This is a genomic window from Niallia endozanthoxylica (assembly GCF_008710145.1).
Taxonomy (GTDB): Bacteria; Bacillota; Bacilli; order Bacillales; family Cytobacillaceae; genus Bacillus_BD; species Bacillus_BD endozanthoxylica.
On record NZ_VYKL01000015.1, the window covers coordinates 73,169 to 88,555 of the forward strand.

14 protein-coding genes are annotated in these 15,387 nt (G+C 37.3%); 1 reads left to right on the forward strand and 13 read right to left on the reverse strand.

Annotated features, from left to right (window positions below):
* Window positions 1–10 precede the first annotated feature (10 nt).
* The 7 genes from F4V44_RS07475 to F4V44_RS07505 form a co-directional block, all read right to left on the reverse strand.
* On the reverse strand, window positions 11–769 hold the full coding sequence (locus F4V44_RS07475) for an exodeoxyribonuclease III (protein ID WP_150439377.1): 759 nt from the start codon (window positions 767–769) through the stop codon (window positions 11–13).
* 55 nt (window positions 770–824) lie between these two features.
* Entirely contained in the window at window positions 825–1,334 is a 510-nt protein-coding gene (locus F4V44_RS07480; RefSeq protein ID WP_150439378.1) for a dUTP diphosphatase, read from the reverse strand.
* Between the two features lie 67 nt (window positions 1,335–1,401).
* Window positions 1,402–2,397: a zinc-dependent alcohol dehydrogenase family protein gene (locus tag F4V44_RS07485; protein WP_150439379.1), complete on the reverse strand. Its 996-nt coding sequence runs from the start codon at window positions 2,395–2,397 to the stop codon at window positions 1,402–1,404.
* A 102-nt stretch (window positions 2,398–2,499) separates the two neighbouring features.
* Window positions 2,500–5,172, reverse strand: coding sequence for a pyruvate, phosphate dikinase (gene ppdK, locus F4V44_RS07490; RefSeq protein WP_150439380.1), 2,673 nt, complete (start codon window positions 5,170–5,172; stop codon window positions 2,500–2,502).
* A 2-nt stretch (window positions 5,173–5,174) separates the two neighbouring features.
* Entirely contained in the window at window positions 5,175–6,014 is an 840-nt protein-coding gene (locus tag F4V44_RS07495) for a pyruvate, water dikinase regulatory protein (RefSeq protein WP_150439381.1), read from the reverse strand.
* 361 nt (window positions 6,015–6,375) lie between these two features.
* Window positions 6,376–6,828 carry a CoxG family protein gene (locus tag F4V44_RS07500; RefSeq protein WP_150439382.1) on the reverse strand — a complete coding sequence of 151 codons (453 nt, stop codon included), beginning with the start codon at window positions 6,826–6,828 and terminating at the stop codon, window positions 6,376–6,378.
* Window positions 6,829–6,950: 122 nt separating this feature from the next.
* A complete protein-coding gene (locus F4V44_RS07505) occupies window positions 6,951–7,472 on the reverse strand; it encodes an HD domain-containing protein (protein ID WP_150439383.1) in 522 nt (173 codons plus the stop codon).
* A 339-nt stretch (window positions 7,473–7,811) separates the two neighbouring features.
* Between F4V44_RS07505 and F4V44_RS07510 the strand changes: the two genes are divergently transcribed.
* Window positions 7,812–8,744 carry a manganese-dependent inorganic pyrophosphatase gene (locus F4V44_RS07510; protein WP_150439384.1) on the forward strand — a complete coding sequence of 311 codons (933 nt, stop codon included), beginning with the start codon at window positions 7,812–7,814 and terminating at the stop codon, window positions 8,742–8,744.
* 69 nt (window positions 8,745–8,813) lie between these two features.
* On the opposite strand, the gene F4V44_RS07515 is transcribed toward F4V44_RS07510, so the two are convergent.
* The 6 genes from F4V44_RS07515 to F4V44_RS07540 form a co-directional block, all read right to left on the reverse strand.
* Entirely contained in the window at window positions 8,814–9,287 is a 474-nt protein-coding gene (locus F4V44_RS07515) for an N-acetyltransferase (RefSeq protein WP_150439385.1), read from the reverse strand.
* A gap of 181 nt (window positions 9,288–9,468) precedes the next feature.
* Window positions 9,469–9,906: a peptidylprolyl isomerase gene (locus F4V44_RS07520; RefSeq protein WP_150439386.1), complete on the reverse strand. Its 438-nt coding sequence runs from the start codon at window positions 9,904–9,906 to the stop codon at window positions 9,469–9,471.
* Between the two features lie 95 nt (window positions 9,907–10,001).
* Window positions 10,002–10,811, reverse strand: a complete 810-nt coding sequence (locus tag F4V44_RS07525) for a uroporphyrinogen-III synthase (protein WP_150439387.1) — start codon at window positions 10,809–10,811, stop codon at window positions 10,002–10,004.
* A 136-nt stretch (window positions 10,812–10,947) separates the two neighbouring features.
* Entirely contained in the window at window positions 10,948–11,748 is an 801-nt protein-coding gene (locus F4V44_RS07530) for an HAD family hydrolase (protein ID WP_150439388.1), read from the reverse strand.
* A gap of 37 nt (window positions 11,749–11,785) precedes the next feature.
* Window positions 11,786–12,877 carry a branched-chain amino acid aminotransferase gene (locus tag F4V44_RS07535; protein WP_150439389.1) on the reverse strand — a complete coding sequence of 364 codons (1,092 nt, stop codon included), beginning with the start codon at window positions 12,875–12,877 and terminating at the stop codon, window positions 11,786–11,788.
* Window positions 12,878–13,015: 138 nt separating this feature from the next.
* Window positions 13,016–15,091 carry a transglycosylase domain-containing protein gene (locus F4V44_RS07540; RefSeq protein WP_396897492.1) on the reverse strand — a complete coding sequence of 692 codons (2,076 nt, stop codon included), beginning with the start codon at window positions 15,089–15,091 and terminating at the stop codon, window positions 13,016–13,018.
* Window positions 15,092–15,387: the final 296 nt, after the last annotated feature.

A 15,387-nucleotide genomic window follows, 5' to 3' on the forward strand; every position in this document is an offset into this window, starting at 1 on the left:
GTTCGTCCTTTTAATCTATATCTACTTCCAACATAATCGGACAATGATCGCTTCCCAAAATATCATAATGGATATGAGCATCCTTTAAATTTTCTTTTAAATTATCCGATACAAGAAAATAATCAATTCTCCAGCCAATATTCCGCTCCCGTACCTTACTCATATAGCTCCACCATGTATAAACATCCGTACGATCGGGGTAAAAATAACGGAAACTGTCAATAAATCCAGCCTCCAATAATTCGGTCATTTTGTTCCTCTCTTCAAACGTAAATCCCGAATTCCCAAGATTCGGCTTTGGATTTTTCAAATCAATCTCATGATGAGCCACATTTAAATCACCGCAAAAAATAACTGGTTTATGTTGATTCAATTTAATTAAATGTTCTTTCATGGCATCTTCCCAAACTAATCGATAATCCAGCCTTGTTAAGTCACGCTTTGAATTTGGCGTATAAACGTTCACGACATAATAATTGGCAAACTCAAGCGTGATCACCCGGCCCTCTGTATCCGGCTCTGCTAATTCAATTCCGTACGTCACAGCCAATGGTTCTTTTTTTGAAAAAATGGCTGTACCGGAATAGCCTTTTCGTTCAGCATAATTCCAATACTGATGATACCCATTTAGCTCGAGAGTAATTTGCCCTTCCTGCAATTTCGTTTCCTGGATACAAAAGATGTCTGCATCGATATGATTAAAATAATCTAAAAATCCTTTTCGCACACATGCTCTAATTCCATTTACATTCCATGATACTAACTTCATTCTAATTCCCCTTGATGTATCTATATTTCATTAAGGCATGATTAACTCTAAAGCCTCAATATCCATTGTCCTGACGCTGATGATTAATTTCATTTTTTCGAACGTAAGCCTGTTCGATATCTTCCCAGCTGAACCCAAGCATTGTTCCAAGGTCCATATAAGAAGCGAACGCATCAATAAAGTGAAAAGCATCTTTTTTTGAATGCATTGTCATAATTTTTTCTGTCACACTTATAAAAGCAGAAACTAAGGTTATCTCTTTCACATCCTGCTTAAAATCACTAGCGTATATAGTGAGCAGGTGATCAATATTATATTCGTAGTTATTGGCAATACTTAAGAAAAAGTGAAGGGAGTCGACATATTCTTCTAATAACACATGATCCTCACTTGGCCCTTTTGTGCTCCAATGTTTAAAGCAGCGAGTTTCATTTGCTAACTCACTGATTTCAACTAATAACGCCAGTACTTTATTTTCTTCTAAATCCTTTCCTTCTAATTTATGTTCTTTAACAATTCTTTCGTCAAGAATCTTTTGCATTTGACACATTTTTTTAATATTCATATATTTTAACCTCTTAACCGATTATTTACTATTAGTTAACATCATTCTATTCTGGACAAATGAAAGATTACCAATTGTTTACTAACACAATTTTACCAATTGCCTGATTCGAGTCTAAATACTGATGAGCCTCTGCAACCTCATCAAAAGTAAATCGCTTTGGATCAATTAATGGACGCAGTTTCCCTTCTTCAATAACGGATGTAATTTTCTTTAAGAATTCTCCATTTTGCCTGCGGTGATTTTCATTTACTATATGTAAAAGCATAAACACAACATGGAAAGTCAAACCTTTTGAATGAAGCGGTGTTAAATCATGTGTAGACCTTGCTGCAATGGCTGCAACGGTTCCGTGCAAGGCAGCAGCTTCAAAGGAACAATCTAAGTTTACTCCGCCTACTGTATCAAAAATATAATCGAACCCTTTACCATTCGTATATTTATTCACATACTCCTCAACACTTGTTTCCTTATAATTTATGGCTACATCCGCACCAAGTTCTTTAGCCAGCTGTAGTTTTTTCGGATTAGATGCAGTTGTATATACTTTTGCACCAGCCCACTTCGCTAATTGGATGGCTACATGTCCTACACCACCAGTCGCTCCATGAATTAAAATTTCAGCTCCTGTTGATAATTTAGCTCGGTCAAATAAAGCTTCCCAAGCAGTTATCGCTACAAGCGGAATCGCTGCAGCTTCTTCCATCGTCAAATTTTTAGGTTTATGAGAAAGCAACCTGGCATCTGCAAGCATATACTCGGCTAGAGCACCACCTGTCCCCTTAAAACCGCCGGCACAGCTGTATACCTCATCCCCAGGTTTAAAATCAATAACCCCTTCACCTACTTCCGCTACAATGCCTGCTACATCCCCATGCAGAATAGCTGGAAAGACAGGAGACACTGCTGGTACCAATCCACTGCGAATTTTCGTATCAATCGGGTTAACACTTGAAGCTTTGACCTTGATTAATACATGTCCTGGAATTACCGTGGGAATCGGCACCTCTTCTACTTGAAACACTGAAGGATTACCAAATGTATGAATAACTTGTGCTTTCAAAAAAATCACTCCCTGATGCGTAAAAAATAAAATATATATTATCTTATTGTAACATGAAAAAGAAAAAGAGAGCACCGCTAAAAAGGTGCTCTCCCATTAACCTTATTTTGAAACAATTGTTGCTTTTTCATTTGATTGTTCATGACGAATCGTTGCCTGTGCTGCTGCAAGACGAGCTAACGGTACACGATATGGTGAACAACTTACATAATCTAATCCTGCTTGGTAACAGAATTCAATGGAGGATTTTTCACCGCCATGCTCACCACAAATACCTGTTTTTAATGAAGGCTTCACTTGGCGTCCAAGCTTAACACCTGTTTCAACTAATTTACCAACACCTTGCTGATCTAATACAGCAAATGGATTTTCTGGAAGTACTTTTTGCTCAATATAAGCTTGTAAAAACTTACCTTCTGCATCATCACGGCTGTAACCGAATGTAGTCTGTGTTAAATCATTTGTACCAAATGAGAAGAAATCAGCCTCTTCAGCGATTTGATCTGCAGTTAGAGCAGCACGTGGAATTTCAATCATTGTTCCTACTAAATAATTAAATTCCTTACCTGTTTCTTCTTTCACTTTTTCAGCTGTCTCAACAACAAGTTGACGCATCGCTTTAAGTTCATTCACATGACCTACAAGTGGAATCATAATTTCCGGCTCTACTGAAAGACCTCTATCAATTAACGTTACAACAGCATTGAAAATCGCTTTTGCCTGCATTTCATAAATCTCAGGGAAAATCATTCCTAAACGACATCCGCGATGACCAAGCATTGGGTTAAACTCAGCCAATTGATTTACTTTCTTCAATAAATATTCTTTTTCCTTTAATTCAGATGAATCCGGATCAGTCATTTGAAGTTTTGTCACTTCAACTAAAAGCTCTTCTTTATCAGGTAAGAATTCATGCATTGGCGGATCAAGTAATCGAATCGTTACAGGAAGGCCTTGCATAGCTTCAAAAATACCTTCAAAATCTCCTTGCTGCATAGGTAATAATTTGTCTAAGGCAATCATTCGTTCTTCATAGTTTTCAGCCAAAATCATTTCTTGAACAATCGGGATTCGCTTTGGATCCATAAACATATGCTCTGTACGGCATAGTCCAATTCCGCCTGCACCGAATTCAAGCGCTTTCCCGGCATCTTCCGGATTATCAGCATTCGCACGAACACCTAGTTTTCTCACTTCATCTGCCCATGAAAGCAATAAAAGGAACTCATCAGAAAGTTCTGGGTCAATCATAGGTATTTCACCAAGCATAATTTCACCAGTTGAACCATCGATGGTAATAATATCACCATAATTTACAACCGTTTCTCCAACCGAAAATTTCTTACCAACTAAATCTATTTTTAATGTTTCGCAACCGCAAATACATGCTTTCCCCATTCCTCGTGCAACAACCGCAGCATGGCTGGTCATTCCCCCACGGCTAGTAACAATTGCCTGAGAAGCAACAATACCGTGAATATCATCAGGAGTTGTTTCAGGACGGACAAGAATAACCTTTTTCCCATCATTTCCTAACTGTTCCGCTTCATCAGCATCAAATACAACAGCTCCTGTTGCAGCTCCTGGTGATGCAGGCAGACCTTTTGCCAATTGCTTACGCTCATATGAATCATCAATTCGACGGTGAAGCAGCTGATCTAATTGCTCTGGGTCAACACGTAAAAGGGCAGTCTCCTTATCAATAATTCCTTCTTTAACCATTTCAACTGCAATTCGAATAGCTGCTTGAGCCGTTCTTTTTCCAGTACGTGTTTGTAGAATAAATAATTCGCCACGTTCTACTGTAAACTCGATATCCTGCATATCTTTATAGTGTTTTTCAAGCAATTGACAAGTTGCAATAAATTTTTCATACACTTCAGGCATGTCTTTTTCAAGCACATGGATAGGCTGAGGTGTGCGAATTCCAGCCACCACATCTTCCCCTTGTGCATTAATTAAGTATTCTCCATAAAGCAGTGCTTCACCAGTTGATGGATTACGTGTAAAAGCAACACCTGTTCCAGAATCACTTCCCATATTTCCAAATACCATACTTTGAATATTAACAGCCGTGCCTAAATGATCAGGGATTTTGTTCAAACGGCGGTAAATAATAGCACGCTGATTATTCCAAGAATCAAATACAGCATTAATCGATAAGAATAATTGCTGCTTAGGATCCTGAGGGAAATCCTTTTTCGTATGTTTTTTTACAATTTCTTTATATCCAGCAATAACTTCCTGCCAATCTTCTGCAGTTAATTCAGGGTCAGCATGATATCCTTTTTTCTCACGTGTTTCTTCTAGATACTGTTCAAAATAATAACTGTCTATACCAAGCACAACATTACTAAACATTTGAATAAAACGGCGATAAGAATCATAGGCAAATCGAGCATTTCCTGTTAAGTCTGCCACACCTTTTACTGTTTCATCATTCATACCAAGGTTTAATACCGTGTCCATCATTCCAGGCATAGAAAAAACAGAGCCGGAACGAACAGAAACAAGCAATGGATTTGTAGGATCGCCTAATTTTTTACCCGTTTTATCTTCGAGGGTTTTTAGCGCAGCTAAAATTTGTTCTTCTACATATTGAGAGATTTTTTTGCCTGCTTCATAGTAATCATTACATGCCTGCGTAGAAATGGTAAAACCAAATGGCACAGGCAAACCGATATTGGTCATTTCAGCCAAATTGGCTCCTTTTCCACCTAGTATTTCTTTCATATCGCTATTTCCTTCATTAAAAAGGTAAACAAACTTACTCATTATTACCTGCTCCTCTCACTTTTCAAAATATCAATAATTAGATTAGCTGTTTCTTCAACCGCTTTGTTAGATACATTGATAACTGGACATCCGACTCTCTTCATAATTTTTTCGGAATATTCAAGTTCTACAAGGATTCGTTCAAAGCTTGCGTAATTAGCCTCAGATCTTAAACCTAGTGCCTTCAGACGCTCTTTTCGGATTTCATTCAATTTATCTGGTGTAATAACTAAACCAACACATTTATTTCGCGGAATTTTAAATAATTCTTCAGGTGGAGAAACCTCAGGAACTAACGGGACATTTGCGACCTTAAATCCTTGATGTGCCAGATACATTGATAGCGGTGTTTTCGATGTACGTGATACTCCGATTAATACAATGTCTGCTCTCATAACCCCGCGCGGATCACGACCATCATCATACTTTACGGCAAATTCAATCGCTTCAACCCTGCGGAAATATTCATCATCGAGCTTTCTCAATAATTTTGGCTGATGATTTGGCTCTTTTTTAAATCTTTTCATAAAAGATTCCATAAGTGGATTTAATAAATCAACGGCCATTATTCCCTCTTCACTTGCGCGCTGATCTAAATATTTTTTTAACTGCGGGATAACGATTGTATAAGCAATAATCGAATTCGTCTGCCTTGCCATAGCAATCACTTCTTCAATATCTTCTTTATCCTCAGCATATGAATGCCGGCGTATGTCAACATAACCCCCATTAAACTGGGTTGCAACCGCCTTTACAACAAATTCTGCTGTTTCACCGACAGAATCCGATACAACATATACAACTTCTTTTTCTGATAAGATAATACTCACACCCTTTTTCATTTGACGAGGGATATCATAAACATATTTAGGACGTCAAACATCTATATTAGTTTTCCTGTTACGAGAACTATAGCATCAAATATCTTATTGCTGCTTGTTAGTTCTTTCATTACTCTAATTAGATTAATGATTAACAACCATTTAAATATGTTATACTTTTTATGAATATAGAATAACACATTTAAAAAATCTCGTGAACATTTTTTTCGTTAAAAAGTGCACATTTTTACAAAGTGCAGATAAATTAAATTAATTATATAGTAAAAAAGGATAGATATGTAGGCTTTTTCCCTAATTATCTATCCTTTTAGTATTATTAAAATAGTTTTTCAATAAAACGTTAACATTTTCTCATCTGTCATCACCGCTTAACAATTTCCTCTATTTTTTGCCCGACAGCAAGTGTAAGCTCCTCTGTCATTTCCGGAATACTTGTTTTTAGGAGCGGATTCATAACCTTTGCCAACTTACCTTCGGCTGTAATCTCCAAAAATCCAGTCATACTTGTTTTATTTTCTGATAGTTTTGCAGCTTTAAAATAACCATAACCATTAAATTTTTCATTTAATCCCATAAGGTTAAATGTGACCTTTTCCGGTTCTTCCCAATTGGTTATATCAACTTTCATTTGTATTTTCTTCTTAATAATTTTCCCAAATGCGCTTTTGAAAGTCCAGGTAGATTCTCTTTCATTAATTATTTCATGATCAATATAACCAGGAATAAGCGGTGCCCAGGCATCCATTGATTGAACAAATTCCCACACTATTTCTATCGGGACATTCACTTCCATATTGTGTACATGAGAAGACATTAGAATTTCATCCCCCTTTGTTGTAATTGCACATGTATAGACTTATTCCAAAAAGAATGAGAATATTCTTATATTAACCAACTGATAATGAACTGAAATAAGTCCGGCCAAATGGTCCGGACTTATTTCAGTTCACCATATACCTTATCTATTTTTTTATCCAATCGTTTTAATATACGGAAGGCCCGTTCTATTTCAATTTGCCTATAATGATGACTTCCTCCCGGCTCCTCATCTTTTTCATCCGCTTTTTTGACAATTTCCTGAAGCGGTGTCCTAACTATTTCACCACCAGGAAAATAAGAATCTGTGTGAAAAAGAATGGCAAGGGCAATTTCTTTTGCCTTCACAGGGTTTTCACCTAACCGAATCAATAATTTATGTGCTCTTTCTGCTCCTTTAATAGCATGGATATCATTTTGCCGGTATAAATCATAATCCCAATTGCCATTTTTGTACCAAGTATAATGTCCAATATCATGCAGAAAAGCAGCTTTAGCAGCACTATCAACATCTACATTCTGCTCTTTGGCATATTGAAAAGCATGATAGGCACATGCAATTGCGTGAACCAAACCAGATCGGGTAACATATTTTTGGGCTATATGATGGTTAAAAATATCGGTTAGTAAAACATCTCTCATACGTTCTCCCTCCAGTCGAACAATTAATATAGGTACGTTGAAACATAAGATATTTTATCTATTTTAATCTTTTTTTGATTAGACTGACAAATATATTGTTTTATTATTATATTAATGATTAGAACAATCGGTCTCCAAACATCTCGTAATTTTTTAGCAGAAAAGGCCATTTCCTTATTATTTTACCAAATCTGACTAATTAAATAGGAAATGGAGAAAATATGAATTAAAATGGCTATTTTTTGCTAAAAATATGTTAATATTATGTTTGACGAAACTTATCATTACCATATGAATTAAAAGTTTCACAAATAATTATTTCAGGTAAGGAGTACAAAAATGGAAAAAATTCTTGTTTTCGGACATAAAAACCCGGACACAGACACCATCTGTTCGGCAATCGCATATGCACACTTAAAAAATGCGATTGGCTTAAATGCTGAGCCTGTCCGTCTTGGCGAAATTAACGGAGAAACAAAATATGCATTAGACTATTTTCAAGTCAGTGTACCACGTTTAGTAGAAAAAGTAGCTGCTGAAACAAGCCAAGTTATTTTAGTGGACCATAATGAGCGTCAACAAAGCGCTGATGACATTGATGAAGTTAGAATACTAGAGGTTATTGACCACCACCGTATTGCCAATTTCCAAACTAGCGATCCACTTTATTACCGTGCTGAGCCGGTTGGATGTACAACAACCATCTTAAACAAGCTATATAAAGAACATGGTGTTGAAATTCCAAAAGAAATTGCCGGCTTAATGCTTTCAGCAATTATTTCCGACTCTTTATTATTCAAGTCACCTACGTGCACAGAGCAGGATATTGCAGCAGCACGTGAATTCGCTGAAATTGCCGGCGTTGATGCAGACAAATATGGTCTAGAAATGCTAAAAGCAGGTGCTGACCTTAGCGACAAGACAGTGGAACAGTTAATCTCCCTTGATGCAAAAGGTTTTGACATGGGAAATTATAAAGTCATGGTTGCTCAGGTTAACGCTGTGGATACAAAGGATGTTCTTGAACGCAAAAATGAAATTGAAGCAGCACTTACAAAGACAATTGCAGACCAAAATCTTGATTTATTCTTGTTCGTAGTCACAGATATTTTAACAAATGACTCAGTTGGTCTTGCCCTTGGAAAAATGACCAATGCAGTTGAAACAGCCTTTAATGTGAAGCTTGACAACAACACAGCTGTTTTAAAAGGGGTTGTTTCTCGTAAAAAACAAATCGTACCTGTTTTAACAGATACATTAAAAGCCCTTTAATCATCATAGAACGGATAAAATAAAGAAGCATGGAATGAGCTATTCCATGCTTCTTTATTTCGGATTCACTTATATAAAAATATTATCCTTCACATACATAATCATGGCTATTTCGTCACAATGATGCAATTTGGGGCATGTAATACAATCCTTCCATACTTTTTGCGGCATATTATCCTTCACCGTTATCTCAAATCCACATTTTTCAAAAAATTCAACTTGATACGTAAGTGAAATTAGTTTTTCAATTCCTAATCGTTTCGTTTCCTCAACAATTTTTTCCACAAGCATTCTCCCAATGCCCATCTTTAAGGCAGAGGTATCAACCACCAGTGAACGAATCTCGGCTAGTTCCTTATCTAAAATGGTTAAGCTTGCTGACCCTATGACCTCTCCGTCCTTTTCTGCAACAAAGATAGAAAAAATATTTTGATACAGTGATTCTTTCGTTCTTGGCAGCAGTATCTCTTTTTCTGAATAAATATTGATTAACTCATGTAATCTATCAATATCTGAAATTTTTGCCCTTCTGATTTCAACCATTGTTGTCCTCACCTTTATCGAATTGTCTTTAATGTTTATTATCATACTTTATTTTCAGAAAAAGTCAATAAATAATCACAAAATTGTATAATTATAAAGTATTTTATTCATCACCCGAGTGTTTACGCAAAAAAAAACAGCTAAGACCAAATTCCTTAGCTGCTTTTCTCATATTCAATTATTATGCATCAAATACTTCAACTTTTTCCATAACATCTCCATTTTTCATGGAAAGCACTGCATCAATTCCAGATGTTACTTTTCCGAAAACTGTATGTACTCCATCTAAATGCGGCTGTGGCTCATGAACGATAAAAAACTGGCTGCCTCCAGTGTCTCTTCCAGCGTGTGCCATTGATAATGAACCAACCTCATGCTTATGCGGATTTCCTTCGGTTTCACATTTGATTGTGTAGCCTGGTCCACCCATTCCTGTTCCAGTAGGATCTCCACCTTGCGAAACAAACCCAGGAATTACACGGTGAAAAATAACACCATTATAAAAACCGCTGTTCGCTAGCTTTTCAAAATTTGCAACCGTATTAGGCGCTTCATTTGGGAATAAATCAAATTCAATTTTCTCACCATTTTGCATCTGTATGTATCCTTTTTTAGCCATTTGTATCCAACTCCTTTTTTTTAATGAAACAAACAAAATAATCATATCATTATTTACATCATTACACAAAGATAAGGGAACAATCTATATGGTATTTATTTAGCAACGAAAAAATTCGCCAATTCCACAATCATTGCACCCATTCGTTCATGCTCTGGTACAACGATTCTCTCCACACCAACATCACGCAAGGCTTCAGCTGTCACTTTACCCACTGCGGTTGCAACGGTTTTATCCTTAAAAGCAGTGATAAGCTCGTATCCAATTCCTATTTCTTGTGCATAGCTGAATAGGGAATGAACTTGAATGGCGGTTGTAAAGCAAACCGCATCCACTTTGCCAGTTAAGATTTCATGGCATAGAACTTCAACCGTTTCCCTAACTGGCGGAATATGCTGATAGGGCAGCAACTGAGTCGTCACAGCACCTTTAGTTGCTAAAAAGTTCATTAAAGCAGGAGCTTTTTCACCATGAAGTTGAACAACCGTCTTTTTGCCTAAAAAATCAAAATCCTTTAACTGACGAATGAGTCCCTGAGTCGTACCATCATCATCAGAAGCAACACTTTTTAATTCAAATTTCTTTAGGGCAGCAGCTGATTTATAGCCTCTTGTAGCTATTTTTGCGTTTCGAAGCTGTTTGATAAACACCTCTTTTTTTCCTAAACTCTCCGCTAGCTCCAGTAAAGTCTGAAAGCCAATACCCGTTGTGAAGATAACCCAGTCAGCCCCCGACTCCACAAAGTCTTCAAGATCACGCTTTACCTCCTCATCCGCTTTATATACTGTTCCTTGGAGAGAACGTACTGCGGCCGTTCCTCCCTGTTTCTCAATTAATATGGTCATTTCCTCTGTCTTACGTGATGCCCCAAGTACTATATGCTTTCCTGCTAATGCATTACCCAATAGAATCACCCTTTTCTTCTATTTATGCTACCTTTATTTTTACATATATGTATTGTATTTAATAGGGCAGCTTATGACCTTTTATACACAATAATCAAATAGCCTCGGTTCACGACTGAACCCGAGGCCTGGAAATCTACTCTGTTTTGCTTTCATTTAGACTTGCTAAAATAGTAAACAACTCATCTAACTGCTTAATTTCATAATCAGGAACTACTTCATTGTGTTCTTTATTCGTCCGATTGATCCAAACTGATTTAATTCCTGCACGCGAAGCACCTAATATATCCGTCATTAAATTATCCCCTACCATCAACACTTCATCTTTTTGAAGATCGAGCAATGATAGTGCATGCTCAAAAATAGTTGGATCAGGTTTCCCTCTTCCAAAGGCTCCCGAGATGACGATTTGGTCAAAATAAGGAACGAGTTCAGATGTAATCGTAAGCTTGGTTTGCTGAAGATCAGGTGAACCATTTGTGAGTAATAATAATTTATATTTCCCTTTCAATTGATCTAATACAGAAAAACTGTCATCGTACACAAATGGTCTGCGGCGTCTTTCTTCAGGAAAGCGTTCAGCCAAGAGGGCAGCAAATTCATCATCATTAATTCCATGCTGCTCTAAGCCTCTCTTCCATGATTCTTTTCGATAAGTTGGGACAATGTCCTTCATTTTACGAAATTGCTCATGATCATCTAAAAAGTTTCCCCATAAACCTTCAAAAGGATTGATACCAATCATTTGCGTGAAAGGATACGTTTCATAACTTGAATAAAGTTTTCTTGCTTCTTCTCGAACAGACTCTTCAAGTTGTTCAGGGTCAACTTGATAGTTATCTGCCGCTACTTGACAAGTTGCAGTAAATGCTTCTTTCACACTTCGTTGATCCCAAAGAAGCGTGTCGTCAAGATCAAAAAAAATAGCTTTTATCATGCAGGTTCCTCTCTCTTCTCTTCTTTAATAGAATCTTTTATTTATGTTCAACCTTCTGTTCTACTTCTACAACCCAGCCGAATGGATCAGACTCTTTTCCAAGTTGAATACCTGTTAACGTATTATATAATTTCATAGACAACTCGCCTGTCTGACCGCCATTTACGATGATTCTTTCATTATTCCAAAATAATTCTCCCACTGGTGAAATAACTGCTGCCGTACCTGTGCCAAATACCTCTTCTAGCTGGCCATCTTTATACGCTTGAAATATTTCATCAATTGAAATTCTTTTTTCAACAACTGGTACATTCCAGTGCTTTAATAAATGGATGATGGAATCTCTTGTAATACCAGCTAAAATACTTCCATTTAATTCCGGAGTGACTACTTCACCGTTGATTTTGAAGAAAATATTCATACTTCCTACTTCTTCAATATATTTTCTCTCCACTCCATCAAGCCATAGCACCTGTGAATATCCTTTTTCTTCCGCCACTTCCTGTGCTTTTAAACTTGACGCATAGTTACCTGCAGTTTTGGCTTGACCTGTTCCGCCTGCTACCGCACGAACATATTTATTTTCAACAGCTATTTTAACTGGATGGATACCTTCTTTATAGTAAGAACCAACCGGTGACATAATAATCATAAATTTGTAATTATTTGCTGGATGAACCCCTAGAGTCGGCTCAGTAGATATAATAAATGGACGAACATAGAGAGAGGTTCCCTCTGCCTGTGGTACCCATTCACGATCAATATTAATGAGTTCTTTCAATGCCTCAAGCGCTAGCTCTTCATCAATAGCAGGAATACAAAGTCTATCATTTGATTGGTTTAATCTTTGCATATTTTTTTCAGGTCTAAACAACAGCACTTTTCCATCCTCTGAAAAATATGCTTTTAAACCCTCGAACACTGTTTGTCCATAATGAAAAATCATAGCAGATGGTTCGATTGTAATCGGTTGGTAAGGGGTAATCCGTGCATCATGCCAGCCTTTATCTGATGAGTAATCCATCACAAACATATGATCAGTAAAAACCTTACCGAATACAAGATTATTAACATCAGGTTTTTGTTTTTTATTTGTGGTTAGGGTGATACTAATATTTTTGTTTGACATGATTTTCGTCTCCAATCTAAATATAAAACTAAATTATGAAAAAACTGATAGTAATACTTTATCACAAAATATCAAATTTTAAATATAAATTATTTTGAAAAATATTTATTTTATCATTTTTAATCCAACATAACTCTTTTAAGGTTCAATGTAATTCTCAATAAGATTCTTCCACTCTCTGCCCATATCTATCGCATCATCTATTCCTTGATTCAGTTTTTCTTTCCACTTTGGAGCCTCTTCATTCAGCTTTTCTTTCCATTTATCCGTTTGTCCCTTCAACAGCTGCTGATAATCTGATTCTTCCTCTACTTGTTGGGCACGAACAGAATCCGTTGAAAATTCTTCCGCTTCAATATAAGGCTTTATACTTTCCATAATGGTTTTAAATATTGGAACTACTGTTTCAGAACTGCTCGATGATAAATAATGCTCTCTGTCTGTCTGATCATATCCAAGCCAAACTGCACCGACAATATTTGGCGTGTAACCGACAAACCATTGATCTTTCGTACCGTTTATATCCTGGTAAGGAAGTTGAGTAGATCCTGTTTTACCGGCCAGCTCCATACCATGAATCTGGGCTTCTTTTCCTGTTCCTGACTCGACAACACCAAGCAGCATGGATGTTATATCCTTCGCAACCTTTTTAGAGGTTACTCTTGTTGTCTCCTTCTTATAATTAGCTATTTCATTTCCTGTTGGTCCGATAATTTTTGTGATGAAATGGGCCCCCTCTCTTTTCCCTTCATTTGGAAAAACTGTATAGGCCTCAGCTAGTTGTAATGGAGAAACCCCTTTACTCATGCCTCCTAATGCAATCCCTAGATAATGATCATTAGGTTCAAGCGATATTCCAAATTTCTCTAATGAGGCAATCCCCTTATTTAAACCAATCTCATTTAGAAGCCAGACAGTTGGAACATTTAATGATTGCTCTACCGCTTCATACATTGAGACTTCACCTTGAAACGTTCGCGAAAAATTCTCCGGTGCGTAATCACCAATTTGGAGTGGTTCATCTTTAAGAATGGAAGTCGTTTCATAGCCCTCCTCGAGTGCAGGAGTATAAACAGCGAGCGGCTTCAATGTAGACCCGGGCTGCGCTTTCATATGGGTAACCCGGTTAAAGCCGCGGAAAACATAATCGCCTCTGCCTCCTACAAGCCCAAGAACACCCCCTGTGTTAGGATTTAAAAGTACCGAGCCGCTTTGAACGATTGTTTCTCCTTTTCCAGCTGGAAAGATAGAATCTCGATTATACACTTGCTCTAACATCGATTGAATATTTTGATCCATTTCCGTATAAATGCGATAACCCCGTGTCATAATCTCTTCCTGCGTAAGCCCATAGGTAGAAATAGCTTCATCTAATACAGCATCAACATAATAAGGATATTTACGCTTGATATAGCTTCCTCCGCCGTCTTCTAAAATAATCTTTTCACTCTTAGCCTCATTGTACTCGTCGTTTGTAATAAACCCTTGCTCTTTCATACTGAACAGAACAACATCTCTTCTTTTCATCGCCCGCTCATAGTGGCGATAGGGGTCAAGCGCTGACGGCGACTGTAGCAGCCCAGCCAACATTGCAGCTTCACTGATTGATACTTTACTTATGTCTTTATTAAAATATCTCTTTGCCGCTTGGTCGATTCCCCATGACCCGCTTCCAAAAAAAACTTGATTTAAGTACATGCTCAGTATTTCATCTTTTGAATAGTTTTTTTCAATTTCAACGGCCAAAAATAGCTCTTCTATTTTCCTCCGATAGGTTTGTTCTGGTGAAAGCAAGGCATTTTTGGCAAGTTGTTGTGTAATCGTACTGCCCCCGCCGGTAATGCTTCCCGCAAAAAGATTATTAAAAAATGCTCTTGTCATGCCTTTAATATCAAAGCCGTTATGTTCTATGAACCTGCGATCCTCGATAGCAATAACTGCATTAGGGATATGTGCAGGCAGGTCCTTCACATCAATTCCTTCTGTTCGATTGGTATCAACCTTCGTTGCTACATCACCATCTTTATCATAAATAACAGTTGTTTGCGTTAAACCTTCCTGCAGGGACTGCACATTCGCCTGCGAGGCAGTAAATGCAAAAAAGAGAATGGTCAATAAAACAATCATCAGACCGCTTAATAATAGAATTTGCGTCAGGTGTTTTTTTCTCCAAAAACTCCTAATCACTTCTAATATTTGTTTTAATATCTTAATTACAGGAGGACTCACACGCTGCCAAATATTATTTATTACATTCCAAATAGGTCGAAATCTTTCCATTTCATCTCCTCTAATCTTTATAAAAGGTTTATCCCACTCTTAACGGACAGTAAGACCCCTACCTCAAGATTATGAGTATACAAAAGAAGATAGGTGGGGGATCAATTGTCCGTAAAGGTCCATTCGTGAAATCACAGACTAAGAACGCCACATTTGTGGCAACGTCTGTGTGACCCACATCCTGTGGGCCTCAACTACCATCAGTGGGGGATGGAAAAAAACACTGACGG

What these genes read in the sequence shown, in the direction of transcription:
- F4V44_RS07475 (WP_150439377.1), bottom strand. Translation starts at nt 769, where the DNA reads ATGAAGTTAGTATCATGGAATGTAAATGGAATTAGAGCATGTGTGCGA.
- F4V44_RS07480 (WP_150439378.1), bottom strand. Translation starts at nt 1,334, where the DNA reads ATGAATATTAAAAAAATGTGTCAAATGCAAAAGATTCTTGACGAAAGA.
- ppdK (WP_150439380.1), bottom strand. Translation starts at nt 5,172, where the DNA reads ATGAGTAAGTTTGTTTACCTTTTTAATGAAGGAAATAGCGATATGAAA.
- F4V44_RS07495 (WP_150439381.1), bottom strand. Translation starts at nt 6,014, where the DNA reads ATGAAAAAGGGTGTGAGTATTATCTTATCAGAAAAAGAAGTTGTATAT.
- F4V44_RS07500 (WP_150439382.1), bottom strand. Translation starts at nt 6,828, where the DNA reads ATGTCTTCTCATGTACACAATATGGAAGTGAATGTCCCGATAGAAATA.
- F4V44_RS07505 (WP_150439383.1), bottom strand. Translation starts at nt 7,472, where the DNA reads ATGAGAGATGTTTTACTAACCGATATTTTTAACCATCATATAGCCCAA.
- F4V44_RS07510 (WP_150439384.1), top strand. Translation starts at nt 7,812, where the DNA reads ATGGAAAAAATTCTTGTTTTCGGACATAAAAACCCGGACACAGACACC.
- F4V44_RS07515 (WP_150439385.1), bottom strand. Translation starts at nt 9,287, where the DNA reads ATGGTTGAAATCAGAAGGGCAAAAATTTCAGATATTGATAGATTACAT.
- F4V44_RS07520 (WP_150439386.1), bottom strand. Translation starts at nt 9,906, where the DNA reads ATGGCTAAAAAAGGATACATACAGATGCAAAATGGTGAGAAAATTGAA.
- F4V44_RS07530 (WP_150439388.1), bottom strand. Translation starts at nt 11,748, where the DNA reads ATGATAAAAGCTATTTTTTTTGATCTTGACGACACGCTTCTTTGGGAT.
- F4V44_RS07535 (WP_150439389.1), bottom strand. Translation starts at nt 12,877, where the DNA reads ATGTCAAACAAAAATATTAGTATCACCCTAACCACAAATAAAAAACAA.